We start from the raw sequence: 23,493 nt of genomic DNA, 5'->3' as shown, positions 1-23,493 counted from the left end.
TGCCTTCGACACGTGTTCAGTCGAGGAGACGGTATGAGCGACCACCGGCACGTCCCCTCCTCCGACCAACCCGGTTGGGGCACCGGTGCTTACTCCTATGGGGCCGGCAACCCCGGCTCCCCGCAGCAGCCGGCGTTCGAGCCGCCGCCCATGTACGGCGAGCAGTCCTCCCGCCGCCGCGAGACCGAGGGCGACCCCGACTTCGACGAGCACCGCTGGGGCGTCGGCGACCGCTGGGACGATGACGACGACGAGCCGCGCCGGTTCCGCTGGCTGAAGCGCCGCAAGAACGACGACGAGGACGACTTCGACGACGCCCCCGTCTCGGTCGGCGGCCCGACGGGCCCCTCCCCGTACCAGACGGCCTACACCGTGCCGGTCTCGCCCATGGGCGCGGGCGCGGGTGTGGGCGGACCGCCCGGTCCCCCGCCGAAGGCCCCGAAGAAGGGCGGCGCGGGCGGCGGCGGCCGGTCGAAGGCCGGCCTGGGCGCGCTCGGCTGGGTGAGCATCGTGCTCACCACCCTGCTGGTGGCCGGCAGCCTGACCGCCTACACGGTCTACCGCCGCACGCTGGGCAACATCCAGACCACCAACGTCACCGACGCCCTGGGCGAGAACCGTCCCGAGAACCAGACCGGCGCGCTCAACGTGCTGCTGGTCGGCTCCGACACCCGGCAGGGCGACAACGCCCGGTACGGCCAGAAGGCGGCCCGCGAAGACCACAGCGAGCGCACCGACACGATCATGCTGCTGCACGTGTCGCCGCAGCGCGACCAGGCGCGTCTGATCAGCTTCCCGCGCGACTCGATGGTGCAGATCCCGTCGTGCGACAACGTGCAGACCAAGCAGCCGATGCCGGCCCAGCTCGGGATGATCAACTCGGCGTTCAACCTCGGCGGAATCGTCTGCACGATCCGCACGATCGAGTCGCTGACCAACATCCGCATCGACCACTTCATCAAGGTCGACTTCACCGGCTTCAAGAACATCGTGAACGCGCTCGGCGGCATCGAGATCTGCCTGCCCCAGGCCGTGAACGACCGGGCCTCCAAGCTCGTGCTGCCGGCCGGCCGCCAGATCGTGAAGGGCGAGGCCGCGCTCGGCTACGTCCGCATCCGCAAGATCGGCAACGGCAGCGACATCGAGCGCATCAAACGCCAGCAGGTCTTCCTGTCGCAGGTCGTCAAGAAGGCCACCAGCGGCGACCTGGTCACCGACCCGACGAAGCTGTTCGACTTCGTCAGCGCCGCGACCGGCTCGGTCGAGATGGACGACCAGCTCAACACCGAGACGCTGGTCGACATCGCCAAGAGCGCCCAGAAGCTGACCGCCCGGGGCTTCAAGGCCATCACGGTCCCGTGGGAGGCGTACGCGGGCGACTCCAACCGCGTCCAGTGGAAGCAGCCGCAGGCCGACAACCTGTTCGCGGCGATCCGCACCGACAGCGAGGTCTCCACGGCCGCGCCGACCCCGCCCCCGTCGGCGGCCCCGCCCGCCGAGGGCGGCTCGACCGAGGGCGGCTCCAGCGAGGGCGGCGGCGAGGCCAAGCCGTCGGCGCCGCCGGCGCCCAAGCCGACCGAGGCCGCGCAGGTGCGGGTCCAGGTCGTGAACGGCACCAACACGACCGGCAAGGCCAGCGAGGTCGCCGAGGCGCTGACCGCGCAGGGCTTCAGGGTCACCCAGATCGGCGACGGCCGCAAGGCCGACGGCTCCGACCAGGAGACCACCTCGGTCGCCTACAAGGGCGAGGGCTGGGAGGGCTCCAAGATGCTCATCGCCTCCCTGCTGAAGGCGGTCGACCCGTCGACGACGCTGCTGCCGGTGGCCAACGTCAAGCCGTTCACCCCGACCACCCCGCCGCCGGGCAAGCCGAAGAAGGCCGTCGGCCCGATCATCCAGCTCGTCGTCGGCAAGGACTTCGAGGGCGTCAAGGTCCCGCTGTCGGCGGCCGAGGACGAGTCGACGGTCGACTCGAACACCGACATCTGCGCGACCTGATCCCCGGTTTTCGACCGGCTTTTCGGTCACTGGAGGGCGGATTTTCGGATTTCCCGGAGATTCCGCCCTCCTGCGACATCCTGGCGACAAGACCGTTAAGGTGGGGTGTCCGGCCTGGGCGCCCCGGTCTTCCTTCTGCCACCCTGGGGGCGTTTGTCAGGCCTCGTCTGGTTCCGCCCTCTGACAGATAGCTGAGCGTTCTTCCGTGAGTGACACGTGAGCGACATCCGAAACCGCCCCCCGGTTCCGAATCCGGATGCTGAAGACGCACCAACGGGGGTGATGGGCCGGATCACCGACGACACCCACCTTGACCTCCCCGCCGTCCAGGGCGCCGACCCGCTGGCCCCCGGTCAGCCGGTCGACCACCACGACCCGTCCGTGACGGGCCCCCAGCGACCGGTCGAGTTCGGCACCGGCCCCCAGGCCCACGGCACACATTCGACGGGCCCGCAGCAGGTGCCCCAGAACCCCTACGCCTCGGGCGGCCGCCTGGCCGACTCCTTCGCGCCGCAGGCCCCCCAGAAGCCCGGCCCGGACACCGGCCGCTCCCCCTTCCCGGGCCCTTTTGACAGCCCCGGCGCGTCCGGAACCCCCTCGGGCACGGGCGCGTACGGCCTGCCCGGCGCGCCGCTCTCCGCGCCCACGCAGACCTCCGCCGACCCGCTGCCGCAGCGCAAGCCGCGCGACCGGCGGGCCAAGGCCGACGACGGCCCCGGCGAGGGGTTCGACTACTTCGGCGGCGGCGCGCCCAAGGCCCCGCAGCACCCGCAGACGGCCAACCGCATCCCCCACACGCCCGACCCGCAGCAGGCGCAGCGCATCCCGCACACCCCCGCGCAGCAGGCGCCCCCGGGCCTCGGGCCGGTCGACTACCCCGACCCGCCCGCCGACTGGAGCCCGTGGCAGCGCCGCCGCTCCCCCTACGACCCGCCGTCGGCGCCGCTGCCCACCCAGCCGCCCGGCTTCGAGAACTTCCAGACCGACACCTTCGCCGCCGTCGGCTCCCAGACGGGCGGCCACGCCGGCCACACGACGGGCGGCTTCCCCGAGTCGCCGTCCATGCCGCTGCCCGCCTGGGCCGCGACCCCGCCGTCGGCGGCGCCGCCGGCGTACCGGGAGGAAGAGGAGCCGAGCCCGGCGAAGAAGCCGCGCTCGCACCACCTCGACAACGTCAAGTTCGTGCTGATCGCGCTGGTCATCTCCAGCCACGCGCTGCGCGACACGGTCGGCGCCGACCCGGCGAACAAGGCCGGGTACATCTGGGCGTTCGCGTTCCACATGCCGCTGTTCGTCATGATCAGCGGCTATCTGTCGCGGAACTTCTGGGACTCCCGGGGCAAGGTCAACAAGCTCGTCGACACGATCCTGATCCCCTATGTGATCGTGGAGGTCGGCTACGCGCTGCTGCGCTGGGGCCTGGGCGGCAAGTGGACGCTGACCATCACCGACCCCGCCTGGCTCAACTGGTATCTGGTCGCGCTGCTGCTCTGGCGGGTGACGGTCCCGGTGTGGAAGCGGGTGCGCTGGCCGTTCACCGTCGCCGTTCTGGTCTACCTGCTCTCGGGCTTCTCGCAGCTGGAGCAGGACTTCAGCATGGACCGGTTCTTCGGCCTGCTGCCGTTCTTCGTGCTCGGCATGGTCCTCAAGCCGGAGCACTTCGAGTGGCTGCACAAGTCGTGGGTGCGCATGATCGGCGCGTTCGTCCTGGCGGCCTGGACCGCCGCCGCGATCGTGCTCGCGCCCCAGCTCGGCCTGAAGATCTTCTACAACCGGTACAGCTACGCCGACCTCAACATGGACGACTGGTGGTACGCCATCGGCTTCCGCGTGGCGTTCCTGATCGGCGTGCTGGCGTTGTGCTTCTCGGTGCTGGCGATCATCCCCAAGCGGGAGACCTGGTTCAGCGACCTCGGCGTCCGCACCCTGTACGCCTACCTCCTCCACGGCATCCCGATCCTGATCCTGAAGGACTTCGGGTTACTCAAGCTGGAGTGGCTGCAGGGCCCGCTGGGCACCCTGGCGATCATCGCGAGCTCCTTCGTGCTGGCGATAATCCTCTGCCTGCCGATCACCCGCTCCATCTTCAAGTGGCTGCTCGAACCGCGCCTGACCTGGCTCTACCGGAAACCGCAGGCGGAAGTTCAACCGTAGTTCGGCTGCGGTTAACGCTCCGCATCCGGGCATGTCGGACCTGCCGGTCAGCCTCGCTGCATGAAGGTATGTGTCGGCACGGTCGTCCACCATCCGGAGGACGCCCGGATCATGCACCGGCAGATCCGGGCGCTGCTGGACGCGGGTCATGAGGTCACCTACGTGGCGCCGTTCACGCACTGCAACGTGACGCCGCAGCCGGAGATCCGGGCCATCGACGTGCCCCGGGCCGTCGGGCTGCACCGGGCCAAGGCGCTGCGCGCCGCGCGGAGCGCGCTGAAGCGGGGCTGCGCCGACGCCGACCTTCTGCTGGTGCACGACATCGAACTGCTGCTGGCGCTGCCGAGGCGGCGTCCGGCGACGGTGTGGGACGTGCACGAGGACACGGTGGCCGCGCTCGACGCGAAGCCGTACCTGCCCGACTTCGCGCGCAGCACGCTGCCGCCGCTGCTGCGCAACCTGGAGGCGCGCGCCGAGCGCCGCCTGCACCTGATCCTGGCCGAGGAGTCCTACCGGGCCCGGTTCGCCGGCGACCACCCGGTGGTGCCCAACCACACCTACGTGTCCGAGACCGTGCCGCCCCCGCCGGGCGAGTCGCGGGTGGTGTACGTCGGCCACATCTCCGAGGCGCGCGGCGCGACCGAGATGGTCGAGCTGGCCAAGCTGCTGCGGCCCCACGGCATCCGGCTCGACCTGATCGGCCCGGCCGACGCCGACGTGCGGCCGATGCTCCGCGACGCCCAGCGCACCGGCCTGCTCGACTGGTTCGGCTACGTCCCGAACCGGCACGCCCTGCGTATGACTCAGGGGGCGCTGGCGGGCCTGTCGCTGCTGCACGACGTGCCGAACTACCGCGAGTCGACGCCGACCAAGGTGATCGAGTACATGGCCCAGGGCGTGCCCGTCATCACGACGCCGCTGCCCAGGGCCGTCGAGGCGATGAAGGGCTGCGGCACGGTCGTGCCGTTCGGCGACGTGGACGCCGCCTACCGGGCCGTGCTGGAGCTGCGCGACGACCCCGCCCGCCGCGCCAAGGCCGCCGCCGAAGGCCACGCCGAGGCGCGCGCCGCCTACCACTGGCCCGACCGCGCCCCGGAGTTCGTGTCCCTGCTGGAGAACTGGGCCGCCGCCCGCGGCCGGGTGACCGTCCGCGGCGGGCACCGCGCCGTGGCGGTCTGAGACTGTACGGTGCACCCCCTGCGTTGATGTACTGGAGTCATGGCTAGCCATCTCATCCAGGGCCGCCGGGTGGACCTTCCGGTGGAGGTCAGGGACGCGACGGCGGGCGCGGCGACCTATTTCGTGCGGGCCGACGCGGCCCGTGCGGTGATCGCCTACTCGGGGCTCGACGTGACCGAGATCCTCCCGGGGAAGGCGCTGTGCACGCTCGTCTTCGCCGAGTACAAGGACTCCGACCTGGGGGCCTACCACGAGTTCGGGGTGGTCTTCTGGGTGCGTCCACCCGAGGCCGGGCCGCCGCCACGCCGGTCGGCGCGGGCGGGGGTGCTGGACGTCCGGGCGAGCGGGTCGGCGGCGTTCGTGCACTGGCTGCCGGTCGACCAGACGTTCACGATGGAGGCCGGCCGGGAGATCTGGGGTTTCCCGAAGGAACTGGCCGACATCGACGTCCGCCAGAAGACCCCCTACAAACGCTGTGTGCTGCGCAAGGACGGGCGGCTGGTGCTCGACCTGCTGATCCGGCCCGGCGTGCCGCTGCCGGGCGCGGGGCTGCCGGCGCTGGAGGCGTTCGCGCACCGCGACGGCGCGACCCGGCGGACCGGCTGGAGCGTGCGGGCGTCGGGGGTCCGGGCCCGGCCGGGCGGCGCGCTGATCCGGCTGGGCAACCATCCGGTCGCCAAGGAGCTCAGCGAGTTGGGGCTGCCGAAGCGGGCGCTGGCCACGATGACGGCCACGCACGTGTCGATGAGCTTCGGTGAAGCCTTTTAGACGATGGGCGGACGGCCCAGCATGAGCATGCGCCAGGCCGTCCGCCAGGCCATCGGGCGGCGTTCGCCCGCCGGCTCGCGCCAGCCTTCGGCGAAGCCGCGGAACCAGGCGCGCAGCGCGAACGGCGAGCGGTCGCGGAGGAGCGTCAGCAACATCCAGTTGCCCAGGTAGAGCAGCACCAGCGGCCACGGCAGGTTGCGCCGGGCCAGCCACACGCGGTTGCGCGCGTTGAGCCGGTAGAAGTCGGCGTGGCGGGTGGGCAGCACGAGCGGGTGGAACATGACCGTCTCGGCGTCGTACTCGATCCGGTAGCCCTCGCCGAGGAGCCGCCAGGCCAGGTCGGTCTCTTCGTGGGCGTAGAAGAACTTCTCCGGCAGGCCGCCGACCTGCAGGAACGCCGACCGCCTGATGGCGCAGGCGCCGCCCAGGAACGTGGTGACGGGCGAGCTGCGCTCGGGGTCGCCGGCCCGCAGGCGGGGCACGTGGCGGCGCTGCACGACCCCGGCGTCGGGGTCCATCACCCGGAAGGAGATGACGGCCAGGTCGGGCTCGGCGGCGAAGCGTTCGCGGACGTGCGCGGCGACCTTGTCGTTGGCGTACCAGCCGTCGTCGTCGAGGAAGAGCACGACGTCGCCCGAGCACTCCTGCACGCCCCGGTTGCGCCCTTCGGGGATGCCGACGTTGTGGGCGAGCCGGACGGTCTTGACGGTGGCCGAGGACCCGGGCTGCGGCTCCACCGAGAGCGGCGGAACTTCCACCCCGTTGCCCACGACCACCACTTCGATATCACCGTCGACCTGCGTCAACGCCGATTCGACCGCGCGGTCGAGCTCCGGGATGCGGTTACCCATCGTGAGGATGACACAGGAAATCTTCATGCGTCATCGCCCCGGCACGAGGTGGGAGACACACGATTTCATGATCACCGAGTCTATTTGGGCGGGCAAATCCGGACTAAGCGTATCGGAACCAGCGGCGAACACCCACCAAACACGAAGTGTCCGGGCAAGAGAGATCGCCGCAAAACTCAAGCGAGCCGCCGTGAGGCGAGAATGCTCACCAGGTGCAGAATAAGTTGCACCCCGGCGATGATCGCGCACGCCACGACGAGGATCCTCGTCGCCGGGAACCAGAAGTCGAGCACCGCGGCGATCACCACGATAAGTGACAACTCGACCGCCTGGATCACCCGGTGGAACCGCAGCGCGGCCGCCGCCCGGCGGGCCATCGCCAGCTTGCGTGACTGGAACTGGGTCGCCGACGACTCGGTCGCCGCGACCAGCCCCGAGCGGGCCCGCGCGACGTCGACCAGGTCGGTCTCCGACTTGATGAGGATGGCGCCGAGCGCGGCGGCGAAGCCGAGCACGGTGTACCAGTCGGGCCAGGTCTCGGAGGCCCGGAAGCCGAGCCCGATGAGGATCGCCGCCTCGGCGAAGTAGTGGCCCACCCGGTCGAGGTAGACGCCGGTCAGCGAGGTGCGCCCGGTCCACCGGGCCAGCTCGCCGTCGGAGCAGTCGAGCAGCAGGTAGACCTGCACCAGCAGGGCCGCCAGCACGGCCGCGGCCAGCCCCGGCAGCACCAGCACCGCGCCCGCCGCCACCCCGGTCACGATCATCAGGCCGGTGACCTGGTTGGGCGTGATGGGGGTGCGGGCCAGCGCCCAGGTGACGTAGATCGACAACTTGCGCATGTAGAGCAGGCCCGCCCAGTGTTCCCCGTTGCGGCGCTCCAGGGTCATCTCGGGCTGCGCCTTGGCGCGGACCTCAGCGACCGACGGCGTGGACATAACCCTCAACTCGATCACGGATCTCGCCCTCGGTCAGGCGGAGATGCTCAAGGATGGTGTATCGACCCGGACGGGTCGACGGCGCGAGCGCGATCGCCTGGGCGAACTGCTCGGTGGTCAGGCCCACGTCGAGGTGGGTCACCGGGAGTTCGTGGCGGCGCAGGCAGTCGACGATCTGGCCCAGCCGGGCCTCGTCGTCGCGCAGGTGGAAACAGAACGCGGCGCCGATGCCGGCCAGCTCGCCGTGGTTGGAGGTGCCGGGGAAGAGCTGATCCACGGCATGCAGGATCTCATGATCTCCGCCGCTCGCCGGACGGCTTGACCCGGCGATGACCATCGACATGCCGGAAAGAATCAAAGCCTCCGCCAAGACGGTCAGGAACGCGTCGGACTCCACGGAGTCGCCGCGCCCCATGACGGCCTCGGCGGCCGTACGGGCCATGGAACAGGCCAGCCCGTCGATCGGCTCGCCGCGCTCGGCGTTGCCGAGTTGCCAGTCTTCGATCGCCGACAGGTTGCTGATCACGTCGCCGACGCCCGAGCGCACCAGCGCCTGGGGGGCGTCGTGGACGAAGTCGAGGTCGACCATGATCGCCACCGGCATCGGCACGCCGAACGAGCCCTTGCCGCTCTCGTGGGTGAGCGAGGCGGTCGGCGAGCAGATGCCGTCGTGGGCCAGGTTGGTCGCCACGGCGACCATGGGGATGCCGGCGAGCGAGGCGGCGTACTTGGTGGCGTCGATGGTCTTGCCGCCGCCGATGCCCACCAGCGCCTCGTAGGCGCCCTTGCGCAGGTCGGCGCCGAGCGTGATGGCGGCGTCGACCGAGCCGTCGGGCACCCGGAAGACCTCGGCGTCGCCCAGCGAGGGCGCGATGACCTCGGTGATGCGGTCGCCCAGGCCCGCGCCCACGGCCACCGCCACCCGCCCGGAGGTCGCCACCCGGCTGTCGGCCAGCAGCGTTCCGAGCTGCGCGATCGCGCCCCGGCGCACCTCCATGGTGATGGGGGCGGGGAGCATCCTCGCCAGAATCGGCATGTGCCCCCCTCTCAGTAGGTCGCGGCGATGACGCGGGCCTTGGCGAGGTCGTCGTGGTTGTCGACCTCGACCCACCGCACGTCGCCGATGGGCGCGACGTGGATGGTCTCGCCGCGCTCGACCATCTCCTGGTAGCCGTCTTCGTAGTAGAGCTGGGGGTCGCGCTCGAAGGTGGTGCGCAGCGCGTCGGCCAGCCGCTCGGCGGCGCCCGGCCGGATGAGGGTGGCGCCGATGTACTCGCCGTAGGCCTCGGAGGGCTCCATCAGCTTGGTGATGCGCTTGAGCTGCTCGCCGCCGAGGGTGACCTTCATCTCCTCGTCGCCGAGCGTCTTCACGTCGTCGACCGCGAGCAGCACGTCGCTGGTCTCGGGAGCGTTCAGCAGGGTGTGCTCGACCGAGACGGGGTGGACGGTGTCGCCGTTGACCAGCAGCACGCCGTGGGAGAAGTAGTCGCGGGCGCACCAGAGGGAGTAGGCGTTGTTCCACTCCTCGGCCTTGTCGTTGAAGACCAGCGTGAGGTTGACGCCGTGGCGGTCTTCGAGCGCCGCCTTGCGGTCGACGACGGCCTGCGCCTGATATCCCACGATCACCACGACCTCGCGGAGGTCCACCGCGGCGAGGTTGCCCAGGGCGATGTCCAGGATCGTCGTCTCACCGTCGACCGGCACCAGCGCCTTGGGCAGTGTGTCGGTGTAGGGCCTTAGACGGCGGCCGGCTCCGGCGGCCAGCACCATTCCCAGCAACGTGCGCTCCTTGGGGTCGAACTGCGTGTAACCCCACAGGTTAGTTGCCAACCAGACCTGATCGTGTAATCCGAATGAGGGCTGTTGTTCAGATTAATCATTGATGCCGAGATTGGCGGCCTCCGTACCGGAACGCGGGGCCGCGAGCCAGCACGTCACGCTCTCCCAGCCGAACATGCCCCACAGGTAGAGCGCCAGCAGCACGAACACCGCCGTCACCCCGTCGAACCAGGCGCCCGCGGCGACCACGAGCATCCGGCCCTCCCAGCCGAACCCCGCCGCCGCGAGCCAGGCGGGCGGGTAGACGTGCTGGCGGACCCGGTAAACAAGGTCGTAATGGTGGAAGAGGATAGCGCCGAGGAGCAGGAAGACGATCACCGGGGGCACCCCGTGGGCGAACCCGACCGAGGCCACGAAGCCGTATTCGGTGATGCGCAGGATCGGCGGCACCAGCCAGTCGAGCCGCCCGTCGTGGCGGTGGGAGGAACCCGGCCCGGCCAGCAGCAGCGCGACCGCCGGGGCGAACACGGCCAGGCCGTCGGCGCCCGCCACGCCCAGGGTGAGCAGCACCCCGGTCACGAACAGGCCCGCCAGGGCCGGCGGCAGCGGCGGGATCTGGCCCGAGACCATGGTGCCCATCGCGGCCGACAGCGGGCCGTCGTCGCGGTAGGCGACCACGTGGCCGGCGGGCACCGGAGACAGGTGAGTCGTCGTCATCAGAGCGACCTCGCGATCCGTCCGGTGAGCGTGTAGAGGGCGGCGATCCCGCCCCAGACCAGCAGGGCGACGAAGGTGACGTAGGCGTTGAAGAACGCCGCCGTGACGGCGATGAGCGCCATGCGCTCGCCGATCGGCAGCACGATGATCTTCTTGGCCCAGCGGGTGGCAGTGCCCTTCTCCAACCGCCCGGCCAGCTGCACCAGCCGGGCCCCGTCGGCCGCCACGGCCAGCGACCGGCGCGAGTTCCCCCACGCCGAGCCCACCTTCGCGGCGTCGGCGACGGCGCCGGCGTACGAGAAGTCGATCATGTGCCGGACCGCCTGGAGCAACATCGCGCCGACCGCCAGGGCCCAGATGTCGCCCGGCCCGGTGGCGCCGCCGACCATCCCGCCGGTGTAGCCGAGGGCCAGGCCGACGTAGACGACGTACTCCTTGACCCGGTCGAACGTCGCGTCGAGCCAGGCGCCGATCGGGCTGAACCGGCGGGTGTAGCGGGCCAGCTGCCCGTCGACGCAGTCGAGCACGAACGACAGGTAGAGCGCGACCGCCCCGGCGAGCTGGGCGGCGCGGGTGCCGGTGGAGAACCAGATCGCGGCCATCGCCGCCAGGCCGACGGAGATGCCGGTCACCCCGTTGGGCGTCAGCCGCAACCAGGCCGCCGCCTTCACCAGGTGGCGCGACCAGGTGCTGACGGCGTAGGTGGCGAAGAAGCCGTCGTCCTGCTTGACCGCGGCGTCGAGCCGGGCGCGTTCCTCGTCGACCGCGCCGAGACGGCCGAACGCCGCGTCGGCGGCCTCCTGCCCGGTCACCCGTTCGGCGTGCAGGACGCCGAGCGGCACCGCCGCGACCGGCACCCCGGAGCGCACCATCCCGGCCAGCAGCAGGTCGGCGGCCTCGTCGTCGCGGGCCTCGCCGAGCAGGTCCTCCTTGGCCAGGTCGCTCAGCTCGGCGGCGACGGCGGCCAGGCGCGGCAGGTCGGCCGCGCCCACCTGGAGCACGCCGCGGAAGGTGGCGTTGGGGCCGACCAGCTGGTGGAAGGAGTTCCCGGCCGCCGCGACGCGGTCGTGCTCGACCCTGACCGGGCTCGCGCCGGGGCCGGGCTCGCCCTCGGCGACGAGCGCGCCGGTGGTCCTGGCCGGGTGCTCCAGCAGGTTGGCGATGGCCTCGGTGTGGGCGACCACGTCACCTGAGATGATGGCCAGCGGCGCGGAGCCGGACCGGGCCACGACGGCGATCTCCCTGAGGTCGTCGGCGAGGTCGCCGCCCGCGCGGCCGACCACCCTGACCGCGACCGGGATTGAGGTGAGCTGTTCGGTGAGCCGTCCGAGCACGGTGCCCCCGTCGCAGGCCAGCCGGGCCGCAGGGGTGTTGGCGAGCACGACCGCCACGGTCTGCGTGACGGACTGAACCTGCATGTCAGACCCCACTTCCGTCGACGCCCGCGCTAACCCGAAAAGTAACCGAGTGATCACTAATGGGCAATCACCGTCACGGGTATGGTGCGGGCGGGGAGGATCAAGATGATCGAATCACGGTTGCGCACGGTCGGCGTCGTCCTGGCCGGAGGCGTCGGGCAGCGGGTCGGGCTCAACACGCCGAAGCAGCTCCTCAAGATCGCGGGCCGGACCATCCTGGAGCACACCCTGGCCGTCTTCGACGGCCACCCCGACGTCGACGAGGTCGTCGTGCTGATGACCCCGGGGTTCGGCGACGAGGTTCGGGCGCTCGTGGAGCGTAACGGTTTCACGAAGGTCAGCAAGGTGATCGACGGCGGAACGAGCCGGACCGAGTCGACCTGGCTGGCCCTTTCCGCCCTGGGAGACGAGGAATGTGACGTCCTGCTGCACGACGCCGTGCGGCCCCTGATCGAGCCCCGCATCATCGCCGAGTGCGTCGAGAAGCTGCAGGAGTTCCAGGCGGTCGACGTCGCGATCCCGTCGAGCGACACCGTGGTCGTGGCGGTCCCGGGGCCGTCGGGCGAGATCATCCGCGACATCCCCGACCGGTCGGGGCTGCGGCGGGGGCAGACCCCGCAGTGTTTCCGGTTGTCGGTGGTCCGCGACGCCTACCGGCGCGCCCTGGCCGACCCCGACTTCGACAAGCGGCCCGCCACCGACGACTGCGGCGTCATGCTGCGCTACCGCCCCGACGTGCCGATCGCGATCGTGCCCGGCAGCGAGCACAACATGAAGGTGACCCACCCGGTCGACGTCTACATCGCCGACAAGCTCTTCCAGCTCGCCGCCGCCACCCCGCCCGAACCGCAGCCCGGCCTCGACCTCACCGGCAAGGTGCTGGTCGTCTTCGGCGGCTCCTACGGCATCGGCGCCGACGTCGTCGACCTGGCCCGCAAGCACGGCGCCGACACCCACGTCTTCTCCCGCACCGCCGGCGGGGTCGCGGTGCAGGATCCGGCCGCGGTGGCCGAGGCCCTCCGGGGCGTGTACGCCGCCACCGGCCGCATCGACTTCGTGGTCAACACCGCCGCCGTGCTCCACATGGGCAAGCTGGCCGACACCGACCCCGCGACCGTCGAGGAGACGGTCGGCGTCAACTACCTGGGCCCCGTCAACGTGGCCAGGGCGGCGTTCCGCTATCTCGCCGAGACGCGCGGCCACCTGCTGCTCTACACCTCCTCCTCCTACACGCGCGGCCGGGCCGACTACAGCCTCTACTCCTCGGCCAAGGCCGCCGTCGTCAACCTCACCCAGGCGCTCGCCGACGAATGGGCGCCGCAGGGCATCCGGGTCAACTGCGTCAACCCCGAACGCACCGCCACGCCGATGCGGCAGCGCGCGTTCGGCGACGAGCCGCCGACGTCCCTGCTGTCCCCCTACGCCGTGGCCGAGACCAGCATCGATGTGCTGGTGTCCCCTTTGACCGGACAGGTGATCGATGTGCGGCTGACTGGGTAACCCCCCTCTATGGGGAAGAAAGTCCTGGTCACGGGCGTAGTGCTGGGTTCGTGCCCGGCGCTGGTGGCGGCCGCGCTGACGCCGTCGCCGTGGTTGTTCGCCGCCGCCGTGCTCGTGTCCTACGCCGCCGAGCTCGTGTTGCCGAAGGCGGCGGCCGACCAGCTGAGCCGGGTCCACCTCGGGGTGACGGTCCGGTTCCTGGCCCGGGAGATGGCGGCGGTGCTGCTGCTGGCCCGGCTGGGCCTGCCGTTCGTGCCGCTGGCGGGCGGGCTGTTCATCTTCCACGCGATGCGGGCGACCCAGACCGGGCTGGCGCTGTTCCTGCACCGGTGGCACCACCTGCGGCCGGTCGAGACGCGCAACCTGCAGGTCACCCTGCCGCGGGCGCCGTCCGGCAGGCTGCTCGGCCAGCGCGGCACCCGGCTGCTCTACTTCGACGTGCCGCCCGTCGTGCTCGCAGCGGTGGCCGGGCTCACGGGTGACACCTGGCTCGCCGGGGCCGGGATGGCCGTGACGCTGGCCGCCATGGCGGTGGTGACGGCCGTGCTCGGGCTGGAGCTGCGCCGGGCCGCGCCGGTGGCCGACCGGCGGCGGGTCGTCCAGCTCGTCGACGACCGGGTCAGGGCCTACGAGCCGGAGGTCGTCCTCTACTTCTCCGGCGCGGCCAACGCCGTCTACCAGGCGTCGATGTGGTTGCCCGTGCTGGAGGCGCTGCCCCGGCGGGCCATCGTGGTGCTGCGCGAACGGCCCCTGTTCACCGCGCTGGCCCCCACGACGCTGCCGGTGTTGTGCATCCCGTCGGCGGTCGACCTGATGAACTTCCGCGGGCTCGACAGCGCCCGGGTGGCGCTGTTCGCCGCCAACGTCGGCAACAACATCCACATGCTGCGGGCGCCGGGCATGGTGAGCGTGTTCGTCGGCCACGGCGACAGCGACAAGGAGGCGTCGTTCAACCCGTACACGAAGGTCTACGACCAGGTGTGGGTGGCCGGACCGGCCGGCCGCGACCGCTACCGGCGGGCCGGCGTCGGAGTGCGCGACGAGGCGATCGTCGAGGTGGGCAGACCGCAGCTGGCGGGTATCAAGCGAGTCGCGGACGGTCGAAGACCGGCCGTGGCTCGCGCCGGGAATCTGCCTGGAATCAACGAGAAGGGGCCGCGGGCGCGGTCGGTGCTCTACGCGCCCACCTGGGAGGGCTGGACCGACGACCTGTTCCACAGTTCGGTGGCGGCGATGGGGCCGCATCTGGTCGACGCGCTGCTGGCCGAAGGGGTCAGGGTGGTCTACAAGCCCCACCCGCTGACCGGCCACCGGTCGATGACGGTCCGCCGCGCCCACGGCGCGATCATGGCCCGGCTGCGCCGCGAACACCCCGACTCGGGCACGGTGGTGCTGGGCCCCAAGCCGACGCTGTACGACTGCTTCAACGACGCCGACCTGCTGATCAGCGACATCTCGAGTGTGGTCGCCGACTTCATGGCCTCGGGCAAGCCCTATGTCGTCACCAACGTGGCCGACAAAGAGCGGGCCGAGTTCGTCACCCGCTATCCGTCGGCGCAGGCGGCCTACCTGCTGTCGGAGGACCTGCGGGAGCTGCCCGAGATCCTGGCCCAGGTGTCGAAGGACCCGGGCGAGGACGAACTCGCCGACGCCCGCCGCGCCCTGCGCGGATACCTGCTCGGCGACGGCGATCCGATGGCCCGGTTCGCCGCGGCCGTCGAGGAGGCGTATCAGCAGGGGCTACTGAAACAGGTCCTGTAACCCGACCGTCTCCTGCTTCTTGCGCAGCCGCTTCGGGCTGGTGATGAAGCCGGCGCCCCACGACAGGTGCATGGCGGCGTAGACGACCGGGAGGCGGAGCAGGGCGGCCGGTTCGAGGTCGCGGCCGGTCAGCACCGACCCGGCGACGATGGCCAGCAGGTAGCCGGCCGGGATGACGAACGCGGGCGGCCAGAAGAACCCGGCGACCAGGCCCAGCACGATCAGCGAGACCGCGATCGGCGGGGCCAGGTAGCGGAGGTTGATGGTGCCCTGGTGGGTGCGGGCCACCACCCGCCGCCAGCGGCCGTAGTGGAAGTACTGGCTGGCCAGGGCTCCGACGGTGGCGCGCGGCCGGTAGGAGACCCGCATCCTGGGCTGGAACCACACCAGGCCGCCGGTCTCCCGGATGCGGTGGTTCATCTCCCAGTCCTGCGCGCGCTGGAAGTGTTCGTCGTAGCCGCCGACCCGCTCCAGCGCGGTGCGCCGGAACACGCCCAGATAGACGGTGTCGGCCGGGCCGCCCTCGCCGCCGACGTGGAACGCGGCGTTGCCGACCCCGATCTTGGACGTCATCGCCCGCGCGACCGCCTTCTCGAACGGGCTGACCCCCTCGGCGGCCATGATGCCGCCGACGTTGTCGGCGCCGGTCTCCTGGAGGGTCTCCACGGCGGTGCGCACGTAGTCGCGCGGCAACATGGCGTGGCCGTCGACCCGGGCCACCACCTCGCCCTTGGAGGCGTTGATCGCGGCGTTGAGCGCGTGGGGGGTGCGGCCCGAGGGGTTGGGCACCAGGCTCACCCGGGAGTCGGCCGCGGCGATCGAGTCGGCGACCTCCTGCGTGCGGTCGCGGGAGGGGCCGACCGCCAGGACGACGTCGATCGGGCCCGCATAGTCCTGGTCGAGGACCTGCTGGACCGCTTCGCGTAGATGCCGCTCTTCGTTGAGCACCGGCATGATGACGGAGACCGCGGGGGGCGCGTCGAGGAAGGGGTTCATGGCTGCGCTCACGCTACTGTACGAGGGGGCGTGGACGGCAACCTCGAAGGGGGAGCGCGTGGAGGACTCGGGTGTTCACGTGGGCGGCGACGCCTACGGAGGGGTCCGGGTAGCAGCTCCCCGCAAGGGCCGCCGGCACCGCCGGGCGAGCATGCGCTCCATCGTCGTGACCGGCACGCTGTCGAGCCTGGTGCTGGTCGGCTCGGGCTTCGCGTGGGCGCTGCCCAACTACGTCTCGGGCCGCATCACCTCGGTCGACGCGGGCACCGCCGGTTCGGCCACCCGGGGCGCGATGAACATCCTCCTGGTGGGCGTCGACAAGCGCGACGACCTGTCGCGCCGCCAGCAGAACCAGCTCCACCTGGGCCGCGAGGTCGGCCAGCGCACCGACACGATGATGGTCGTGCACGTGTCGGAGGACCACAAGAAGGTGACGGTGGTCTCGCTCCCGCGTGACACGTGGACCGAGATCCCCGGCCAGGGCAGCCACAAGATCAACAGCGCCTACCAGTTCGGCGGCGCGAAGCTCGCCGTGCGAGCGGTGCAGCAGGCCACCGGCATGCGCATCAACCACTACGTCGAGGTCAACGTGCTGGGCTTCATCGACGTGGTCGACTCGCTCGGCGGCATCACGGTCTGCACGCCGGTCCCGATCAACGACGACAAGACCAAGCTCGTCCTGACGGCCGGCACCCACAACCTCGACGGCGTCAACGCCCTCGCCTACGCCCGCACCCGGGCCACCGCGCGTTCCGACCTCGACCGCATCGACCGCCAGCAGCAGGTCATCTCGGCCATGTTGCAGCAGGCGCTGAGCGGCGGCACGCTCACCAACCCGGCCAAGCTGGGCGCCCTGGTCAACTCGACGCTGCGCACCCTCACCGTCGACGACGAGTTGTCGGGCAACATGCTCGACCTGGCCACCCAGCTGAAAGACGTGTCGACCGACGACGTGTCGTTCGCGACCGTGCCGATCGCCGACGTGAACTACACGACCCCGACCGGCGAGTCGGCGGTGTTGTGGGACAAGACGGCCGCCGCCGAGATGTTCCGCCGCATCGACAACGACGAAGACCTCGCCAAGCCGGTCAAGCCGTCGCCGTCGGCGACCCCGTCGGCCACGGCGTCCACGACCCCGGAGCTGAGCCGGTCGGCCCCGCTGTCGGTGCCGCCGAACCGCATCCGGCTGACGGTCCTCAACGGCACCCTCGTCACGGGCCTGGGCGGCCGCACCCGCGACGCCCTGCTGGGCGCGGGCTTCCTGGTGCCCGAACAGGCGGGCGACACCGGCCGCCGCGACTACAAGAACACGGTGGTCCGCTACGCCGCCGGGCGCGAAGACTCGGCCCGCACGGTCGCCGCCGCGCTGCCCGGGTCGGAGATGCGCCAGGTCGACGTCGAGGGCATCGAGGTCATCATCGGGACCGAGAACCACGAGGTCGAGAAGGTGACCGTGCCGACGGCCGCGCCGACCCCGTCGAAGGCGCCGACCCCGGCGGCCCGCACGGCCACGCAGAACATCTGCAAGCCTCAGCCGTGAACATACTCGTTGACCACCACGCCTGAGGCGTAGGGCGTGCTGCGCTCCAGCCGGAAGGTGTGCGGGGCGTAGGGGGCGGCGAACAGCGGCGGGCCGTCCTGGAGCACGACCGGGTTGACCTTCAGCACCAGCCGGTCGATCTCGTCGACGAGGGCGCTGGCGAGCAGGCCGCCGCCGCAGAGCCAGATGCCGGTGCCCTCCTCCTTCTTGAGCCGCCGCACCACCTCCACCGGGTCGTCACCGGTGAGGGTGATGCCGTCGGCGACGTCTCCGGGGCCGCGGGTGCGGGAGAAGACGTACTGGCGGGTGTGCGGATAGGGGTCGCGGGTGTGGGCGAAGCCCGCGGCGTAGGTGTTCCAGCCCATCAGGGTCGTGTCGAAGCGCGACCCGTCGGCGGTGAGGCCGAGCATGCGCAGGCCGACGTCGGCCAGGGTGTCGCGGTAGTCGCGCTTGATCATCTCGATGTGGTCGCCCTCGACCGGGAACGCCGAGAAGTCGTCGGCGGGGCCGGAGATCCGGCCGTCGAGTGAAACGGCGACGTAATAGGTGAGTTCTCGCATCCGTGCTCCAACCACAGCAGTTGTAGTGATTGCCCAGAATGTACTACAGCCGTCGTGGTTGCGCTACCCTCGTCGCCATGGCGCGCAACGCGGGACGACGGGCGGAGCTGGCCGACGCCGGCATCAGGGTGCTGGCCAGGGAGGGCTCGCGGGGGCTCACCCACCGGGCGGTCGACGCCGAGTGCGGCGCGCCGACCGGCACGGCGTCCAACTACTTCCGCTCCCGGGCCGACCTGCTCGAAGGGCTGGTCGCGCGCATCGGCGAACGGTTCGCGCCCGATCCCGAGGTGGTGGCCGAGCTCGCCTCCCACCCGCCCGACCGGGCCTCGTTCGCCCGGCACGTGCGCGACATCGTGCGCCGGTTGAGCGCCCATCCCGAGGTCACGCTCGCGTGGTTCGAGCTGCGGCTGGAGGCGGCCCGGCGGCCCGAGGTCGCCGACCTGATGCGGGGGGTGCTGCTGGAGGGCTTCCGGGCCGACGTCGCGTACAACCAGGCGGCCGGGCTGCCCGGCGGGCCGGCCGAGATCGCGCTGTTCCACTACGCCGTCGACGGGCTGCTGCTCGACCGGCTGACCGTGCCGATCGATCCCGAGACCTCCACCGACGAGGTGGTCGAGGCGCTGGTCGAAGGGCTGCTCTAGTCGTTCGCGACGACCGTGCGCGGCACGTCGCCCGCGCAGTGGGTCTCCACCTCGACCTCGGCCTCGCCGCGTTCGAACTTGACCTTGGCCCGGGCGTCGGGTCCCGGCTCGACGTCGTCGGTCTGCCAGCCCTGGGCGGGGGTCCAGGAGGTGAGGTGCGCGCGGCCGGCCGTACAGGACACGACGACCGTGCCCCCCTCGGTGGACACCACCCGGCTCGCCGTCGCGGCGGCCGAGGGGCCGGAGGGCCGGGGGTCGGCGGAGGGCGCGGGCAGGGCGAGTTCGCGGCGCACCGCCTCGGCCGAGAGGGCCTGGTCGCCCGGCCCGCGGAACGCGCCGCCGAAGGAGCCGATGACGACCAGCCCGGCGACGGTCGCCGCGAGCGCCGCGACCACCCAGCCCGCGACCGCGAAGACGAGACGCCGATCCATGCCGCCCACCCTTCCCCTCCCTGCGCTAAGGCCGGGTTAACACGACGCTAAGGCCCTTCGCCGATGAACCGGACATTGACTAACGTGTCGGGCATCATGGCCAGCCTGCTGCTCATCGAAGACGACGTGACGATCCGGACCGCGCTGGTCCGCGCCCTCCGCGACAAAGGACACGCCGTCGCGTCGGCGGCCTCGGCGCTCGACGGGCTACGGATGGCCCTCGACGACCGCCCCGACCTGGTCGTGCTGGATCTCGGCCTGCCCGACCTCGACGGCGCCGAGCTGCTGCGCATGCTGCGCGCGGTGTCGGCGGTGCCGGTGATCGTGGCGACCGCCCGCGACGGCGACGCCGAATCGGTCCGGGTGCTGGACGCCGGCGCCGACGACTACCTGGTGAAGCCGTTCACGGCCGCCCAGCTCGACGCCCGGGTGCGGGCGGTGCTGCGGCGGACCGGATCGGTGGCCGGCGACCCGGCCGTGACGGTCGGCGGCCTGCGGGTCGACCCGCGCGGCCGGGAGGCCCTGCTCGACGGGCGGCGGCTCGACCTGACGCCGCGCGAGTTCGACCTGCTGCTCTACCTGGCCTCGCGGGCCGGGCAGGTGGTGAGCAAACGCGAGCTGCTCCTCGAGGTGTGGCAGCTCCCCTACGGCGGCACCGACAAGACGGTCGACGTGCACCTGTCGTGGTTGCGGCGGAAGCTGGGCGAGACCGCCCAGGAGCCGCGCTACCTGCACACCCTGCGCGGCGTCGGGGTCAAACTGGTGTCGCCGTGAGGAGCCGGCTCGCGCTGCTGGTGGCCGCGACCACCTCTCTGGTGCTGGTGGCCATGCTGGTGCCGCTGGCCCTGCTGGTGCGGGCGACCGCCGAGAACAACGCGATCACGCAGGCCACGGCCGAGGCGCAGTCGGTCGGGGCGGTGATCGGCACCGTCGACGACGCGACGCTGGCCCTGGCCGTCAGCCGCGCCGAGGCGGCGGGCGGGCACGACGTCGCGGTCTTCGCGCCCGGCACGCGGCCGGTCTCCGAGGCGGTCGAGCTGGCCCGGCGCGGGCGCAGTTTCACCGCCGTCTCCCCCTCGGGCGGCCGTGAGGTGCTGGTCGCGGTGCAGGGGCCCGGCGGCACGAGCGTGGTCCAGGTCGTGCTGACCCCCGGCGACCTGACCCGCGGCGTCGGCGAGACCTGGCTCGGGCTGCTGCTGCTCGGGGTGGTGCTGATCGGCCTCGGCGTGGCTCTGGCCGACCGGCTGGCGGTCGCCATCACCCGCCCGACGGCCGCGCTGGCCCGTGTCTCCCACCGCCTGGCCGGAGGCGACCTGGCGGCCAGGGCGGTGCCCGGCGGGCCGCCGGAGGTGCGGTCGGCCGGGCTGGCGCTCAACCACCTCGCCGGCCGCATCGGCGAACTGCTGGCCGAGGAGCGCGAGACGGTCGCCGACCTCTCCCACCGGCTCAGGACCCCGCTCACCGGGCTGCGACTGGAGGCCGAGTCGCTGCGCGACCCGGCGGAAGCCGACCGCATCGCCGCCCGCGTCGACGCCCTGGAGAAGGCCGTCACCTCGGTGATCCTCGACGCCCGGCGCCGCACCCGCGAGAAGGGCTCGTGCGACGCGGCCGTGGTGGTGCGCGACCGGGCCGGGTTCTGGTCGGTGCTGGCCGAGGAGCAGGAACGCGCCTTCTCCGTGACGGTCCCGCCCGGCCCCGTCGAGGTGCCCGTCTCCGCGCCCGACCTGGCCGCCGCCCTCGACGCCCTCTTCGAGAACGTGTTCGCCCACACCGACGAAGGGGTCTCCTTCTCGGTCCGCCTGACGCCCCGCGACCTGGTCGTGGAGGACGACGGCCCCGGCTTCGGCCCCGCCGCCCTGGAACGCGGCCGCAGCGGAGCCGGGTCGACCGGGCTCGGCCTGGACATCGTGCGCCGGACCGTACCGGGCCTGCGCCTGGAGAGCTCCCCGGGCGGCGGCGCGCGGGTGGTGCTGACGTTAGTGACGTCTTAGCGTGCCGCTATCCACCCTCCGGCGAGGCTGACGGCATGAGAATCCGATACGCAGTCACCGCCGCGGTCGCCGTCCTGGGCCTGACCGCCGCCGCCTCCCCCGCCGTCGCCGCCACGACCGCCGCCGTCACCAAGGCGCAGGCGGTGAAGATCGCGAAGAAGAAGGTGCCCGGCGCGTACGTGAGCGACGTCGAGCGCGAGCGCGAGCACGGCGTGCGCACCTGGAAGATCGAGCTCGAGAAGGGCGACTGGGAGTACGACGTCTACGTCGCCGTCTCGACCGGGCGCATCGTCAAGTTCACCCGCGACTACGACGACTGACACCCTCGACGCCACCTGAGCCGCCGTTCACACTGGGAACATGCCGAGCCCACGGTTGATCGGAGAACGGTTCAACCTGCCGTTGGTCCTTGACCGGCTCCCCGCCCCGAACGCCCATTCCCCGGACAATCCGGTGCTCATCAGCGTCTTCGCCGACGACCAGGCCGACCGGGTCGGCGCCGCCCCGGCCGAGGGCCGGTTCGAGCGCGACCAGGCGCGCCGCGCCAAGGTGATGCGGCTGCTGGGGAGTGGGCACGTGCGGTCGCCGCGCGACTACTACAACGCGGCGATGGTCCTGCAGCACTCCCACCTGGTGGAGCACTTCCACCTGGCCCACGTGCTGGCGAGGCTGAGCGCGCTGGCCGGTTACGGCCCGGCCAAGTGGCTGGCCGCGGCGGCGATGGACCGGTGGCTGATGCACCAGGGCCTGCCGCAGCACTACGGCACGCAGTACGTGGAGGACGGCGAGGGGTTCCGGTTGTGGGACGTGGAACCCGGCACGACCGATGAGGAACGGGCGGAATGGAGTGTGCCGCCACTCGGCGAGGCGGTGCGAATGGCGGCCGACTTCTCCGTCTGAGCTCCCGTCAGGCGGCGGTCCTCTCCGTTCTCCGTTTCCGGTTTCCCTGTTTCCGATAGGCCGCCGGGGACACCCCGTACTCCTCCAGGAACACCCGCGAGAAGTGCGAGCACGACCGGAAGCCCCACCGCTGCGCGATGGTGCCCACGGGCACGCCCGTCATCCCCGGCGCCGTCAGTTCGTCGCGGCACTTCTCCAGCCGCCGCGACCTGATGTACCGCGCCGCCGACAATCCCCGTGCTTCGAACATGCGATACAGCCCGCGAATCGACAGGTAGTGCGCCGCCGCGATGGTGGGCGGGCAGAGATCAGGGTCCCCGAGGCGGTGGTCGATGTAGTCCACGATGCGTGCCATCAGGTGATCATCCAAGGTCATCCGTGACATACGGCCAACGTAGGGCGCGCATGTATAGCCGACGTATATTGCAAGGTCGGCGGCGGCTTGACCGCACCATGATCGCAGCTGGGCGAACTCTTGTCCGTGCCGATCTGTGCCGGTTTGCGGCTCCGGGGATAAGCACGTCATGTGCCGCCTCTTCGGGTTGTCCGCCGCCCCGCACCGCACCAAGGCCACGTTCTGGCTCCTGGACGCCCCCGACTCCCTGACCGCCCAGAGCCACCGCGACCCCGACGGCGCCGGTCTGGGCTTCTACGACCGGGGCGAGGCGCACACCCACAAGGCCCCGATCGCCGCCTACGAGGACCGCTGCTTCGCCCACGAGGCGAAGGAGGAGTGCTCGGCGACCTTCATCGCGCACGTCCGCTTCGCCTCGACCGGCGGGCTGGAGCGCAGGAACACCCACCCGTTCAAGCAGGACAACCGGCTGTTCGCGCACAACGGCGTCGTCGAGGGCCTCGACCGGCTGGAGGCGGAGCTGGGCCCCGACCGCAACCTCGTCAAGGGCGACACCGACTCCGAGCGGGTCTTCGCGCTCATCACCCGGGAGATCCGCGCCAACGGCGGCGACGTGAGCGCCGCGATCGTGTCGGCGACCCGCTGGATCGCCGACGAACTCCCGCTGTACGCGCTCAACCTCGTCCTCATCTCCGCCACGCAGATGTGGGCGCTGCGTTACCCGGAGACCCACGAGCTGTACGTGCTGGAACGCCGCCCCGGCCTGCTCTGCCACGAGGGCACCGCCGGCCGGATCAGGGTCGAGAGCGCCGACATGGCCGACCGGCAGTGCGTCGTGGTGGCCAGTGAGCGCATGGACGACGACCCCGGCTGGCGTCTCATGGAACCGGGCGAGCTCCTCCACGCCGACCGGAGGTCGGCCGTCCACAGAAACGTGGTCCTGCCCGACCCGCCACGTCACCAGATGACGCTGCGGGACCTGCGGCCGGAGGCGGCGGCGTCACAACACGGCGCGTGAT

General features: G+C 71.5%; 23 protein-coding genes. 13 read left to right on the top strand and 10 right to left on the bottom strand.

The genetic code is table 11. The annotated features are described in order from the left end of the window. Positions 1–33: 33 nt before the first annotated feature. The 4 genes from AW271_RS10285 (at position 34) to AW271_RS10270 (ending at position 6,099) form a co-directional block, all read left to right on the top strand. Positions 34–1,998, top strand: coding sequence for an LCP family protein (locus tag AW271_RS10285; RefSeq protein WP_062335353.1), 1,965 nt, complete (start codon positions 34–36; stop codon positions 1,996–1,998). A gap of 282 nt (positions 1,999–2,280) precedes the next feature. Continuing rightward, positions 2,281–4,152, top strand: a complete 1,872-nt coding sequence (locus AW271_RS38365) for an acyltransferase family protein (RefSeq protein WP_062335352.1) — start codon at positions 2,281–2,283, stop codon at positions 4,150–4,152. A 60-nt stretch (positions 4,153–4,212) separates the two neighbouring features. After that, positions 4,213–5,331 carry a glycosyltransferase family 4 protein gene (locus AW271_RS10275; protein ID WP_062335351.1) on the top strand — a complete coding sequence of 373 codons (1,119 nt, stop codon included), beginning with the start codon at positions 4,213–4,215 and terminating at the stop codon, positions 5,329–5,331. A gap of 39 nt (positions 5,332–5,370) precedes the next feature. Further along, entirely contained in the window at positions 5,371–6,099 is a 729-nt protein-coding gene (locus AW271_RS10270; RefSeq protein ID WP_062335350.1) for an acetoacetate decarboxylase family protein, read from the top strand. Here the strand turns inward: AW271_RS10270 and AW271_RS10265 are convergent. The 6 genes from AW271_RS10265 to AW271_RS42820 all read right to left on the bottom strand — a co-directional run bounded on the left by AW271_RS10265 (position 6,096) and on the right by AW271_RS42820 (position 11,799). Continuing rightward, positions 6,096–6,977, bottom strand: a complete 882-nt coding sequence (locus AW271_RS10265) for a glycosyltransferase family 2 protein (protein ID WP_062335349.1) — start codon at positions 6,975–6,977, stop codon at positions 6,096–6,098. The genes AW271_RS10270 and AW271_RS10265 overlap by 4 nt on opposite strands. A gap of 149 nt (positions 6,978–7,126) precedes the next feature. Next, entirely contained in the window at positions 7,127–7,885 is a 759-nt protein-coding gene (locus tag AW271_RS10260; RefSeq protein ID WP_062335348.1) for a CDP-alcohol phosphatidyltransferase family protein, read from the bottom strand. Next, positions 7,863–8,903 carry an iron-containing alcohol dehydrogenase family protein gene (locus AW271_RS10255; protein WP_062336365.1) on the bottom strand — a complete coding sequence of 347 codons (1,041 nt, stop codon included), beginning with the start codon at positions 8,901–8,903 and terminating at the stop codon, positions 7,863–7,865. Before AW271_RS10255 ends, AW271_RS10260 begins: the two co-directional genes overlap by 23 nt. Positions 8,904–8,932: 29 nt before the next feature. After that, on the bottom strand, positions 8,933–9,664 hold the full coding sequence (locus tag AW271_RS10250; RefSeq protein ID WP_062335347.1) for a phosphocholine cytidylyltransferase family protein: 732 nt from the start codon (positions 9,662–9,664) through the stop codon (positions 8,933–8,935). Between the two features lie 93 nt (positions 9,665–9,757). Beyond that, the gene (locus AW271_RS42825; protein ID WP_062335346.1) at positions 9,758–10,381 is read right to left on the bottom strand and encodes a DUF5941 domain-containing protein; all 624 of its coding nucleotides are present in this window, start codon (positions 10,379–10,381) and stop codon (positions 9,758–9,760) included. Further along, entirely contained in the window at positions 10,381–11,799 is a 1,419-nt protein-coding gene (locus AW271_RS42820; protein WP_062335345.1) for a CDP-alcohol phosphatidyltransferase family protein, read from the bottom strand. The genes AW271_RS42825 and AW271_RS42820 overlap by 1 nt, the downstream gene beginning before the upstream one ends. Before the next feature lie 105 nt (positions 11,800–11,904). Between AW271_RS42820 and AW271_RS10235 the strand changes: the two genes are divergently transcribed. Together AW271_RS10235 and AW271_RS10230 are read left to right on the top strand one after the other, a co-directional pair. Beyond that, entirely contained in the window at positions 11,905–13,299 is a 1,395-nt protein-coding gene (locus AW271_RS10235) for a bifunctional cytidylyltransferase/SDR family oxidoreductase (protein ID WP_062335344.1), read from the top strand. Between the two features lie 9 nt (positions 13,300–13,308). Beyond that, a complete protein-coding gene (locus AW271_RS10230) occupies positions 13,309–15,060 on the top strand; it encodes a CDP-glycerol glycerophosphotransferase family protein (protein WP_062335343.1) in 1,752 nt (583 codons plus the stop codon). On the opposite strand, the gene AW271_RS10225 is transcribed toward AW271_RS10230, so the two are convergent. Continuing rightward, positions 15,040–16,056, bottom strand: coding sequence for a glycosyltransferase family 2 protein (locus tag AW271_RS10225; protein WP_083976452.1), 1,017 nt, complete (start codon positions 16,054–16,056; stop codon positions 15,040–15,042). The genes AW271_RS10230 and AW271_RS10225 overlap by 21 nt on opposite strands. Here AW271_RS10225 and AW271_RS10220 point away from each other — a divergent pair. Next, the gene (locus AW271_RS10220) at positions 16,055–17,596 is read left to right on the top strand and encodes an LCP family protein (protein WP_062335342.1); all 1,542 of its coding nucleotides are present in this window, start codon (positions 16,055–16,057) and stop codon (positions 17,594–17,596) included. The two genes, AW271_RS10225 and AW271_RS10220, sit on opposite strands and share 2 nt — an antisense overlap. Here AW271_RS10220 and AW271_RS10215 read toward each other — a convergent pair. After that, entirely contained in the window at positions 17,587–18,156 is a 570-nt protein-coding gene (locus tag AW271_RS10215) for a dihydrofolate reductase family protein (protein WP_062335341.1), read from the bottom strand. The two genes, AW271_RS10220 and AW271_RS10215, sit on opposite strands and share 10 nt — an antisense overlap. A gap of 77 nt (positions 18,157–18,233) precedes the next feature. Here AW271_RS10215 and AW271_RS10210 point away from each other — a divergent pair, with 77 nt between their 5' ends. Further along, positions 18,234–18,797, top strand: coding sequence for a TetR/AcrR family transcriptional regulator (locus AW271_RS10210; protein WP_062335340.1), 564 nt, complete (start codon positions 18,234–18,236; stop codon positions 18,795–18,797). Here AW271_RS10210 and AW271_RS10205 read toward each other — a convergent pair. Next, the gene (locus AW271_RS10205; RefSeq protein WP_062335339.1) at positions 18,794–19,228 is read right to left on the bottom strand and encodes a hypothetical protein; all 435 of its coding nucleotides are present in this window, start codon (positions 19,226–19,228) and stop codon (positions 18,794–18,796) included. The genes AW271_RS10210 and AW271_RS10205 overlap by 4 nt on opposite strands. Before the next feature lie 96 nt (positions 19,229–19,324). Here AW271_RS10205 and AW271_RS10200 point away from each other — a divergent pair, with 96 nt between their 5' ends. Genes AW271_RS10200 through AW271_RS10185 form a run of 4 tightly spaced genes read left to right on the top strand, consistent with a single transcriptional unit; the run spans position 19,325 to position 22,119 of the window. Then, positions 19,325–20,002: a response regulator transcription factor gene (locus tag AW271_RS10200; RefSeq protein WP_062336363.1), complete on the top strand. Its 678-nt coding sequence runs from the start codon at positions 19,325–19,327 to the stop codon at positions 20,000–20,002. Further along, positions 19,999–21,219, top strand: coding sequence for a sensor histidine kinase (locus tag AW271_RS10195; RefSeq protein ID WP_062335338.1), 1,221 nt, complete (start codon positions 19,999–20,001; stop codon positions 21,217–21,219). The genes AW271_RS10200 and AW271_RS10195 overlap by 4 nt, the downstream gene beginning before the upstream one ends. Before the next feature lie 35 nt (positions 21,220–21,254). Then, positions 21,255–21,539, top strand: a complete 285-nt coding sequence (locus tag AW271_RS10190) for a PepSY domain-containing protein (RefSeq protein WP_062335337.1) — start codon at positions 21,255–21,257, stop codon at positions 21,537–21,539. A gap of 40 nt (positions 21,540–21,579) precedes the next feature. Next, positions 21,580–22,119, top strand: a complete 540-nt coding sequence (locus AW271_RS10185) for a hypothetical protein (RefSeq protein ID WP_157554014.1) — start codon at positions 21,580–21,582, stop codon at positions 22,117–22,119. Between the two features lie 7 nt (positions 22,120–22,126). Here AW271_RS10185 and AW271_RS10180 read toward each other — a convergent pair whose 3' ends face one another. Next, entirely contained in the window at positions 22,127–22,474 is a 348-nt protein-coding gene (locus tag AW271_RS10180) for a helix-turn-helix domain-containing protein (RefSeq protein WP_169806313.1), read from the bottom strand. A 169-nt stretch (positions 22,475–22,643) separates the two neighbouring features. Between AW271_RS10180 and AW271_RS10175 the strand changes: the two genes are divergently transcribed. Next, on the top strand, positions 22,644–23,492 hold the full coding sequence (locus AW271_RS10175; RefSeq protein WP_062335334.1) for a class II glutamine amidotransferase: 849 nt from the start codon (positions 22,644–22,646) through the stop codon (positions 23,490–23,492). Position 23,493 lies beyond the last annotated feature (1 nt).

It is taken from the genome of Herbidospora sakaeratensis, from assembly GCF_001570525.1.
GTDB classification, from domain to species: domain Bacteria; phylum Actinomycetota; class Actinomycetes; order Streptosporangiales; family Streptosporangiaceae; genus Herbidospora; species Herbidospora sakaeratensis.
The sequence above is the reverse complement of the archived record's forward strand: the minus strand, read 5'-3'. Positions and strand labels throughout refer to the sequence as shown.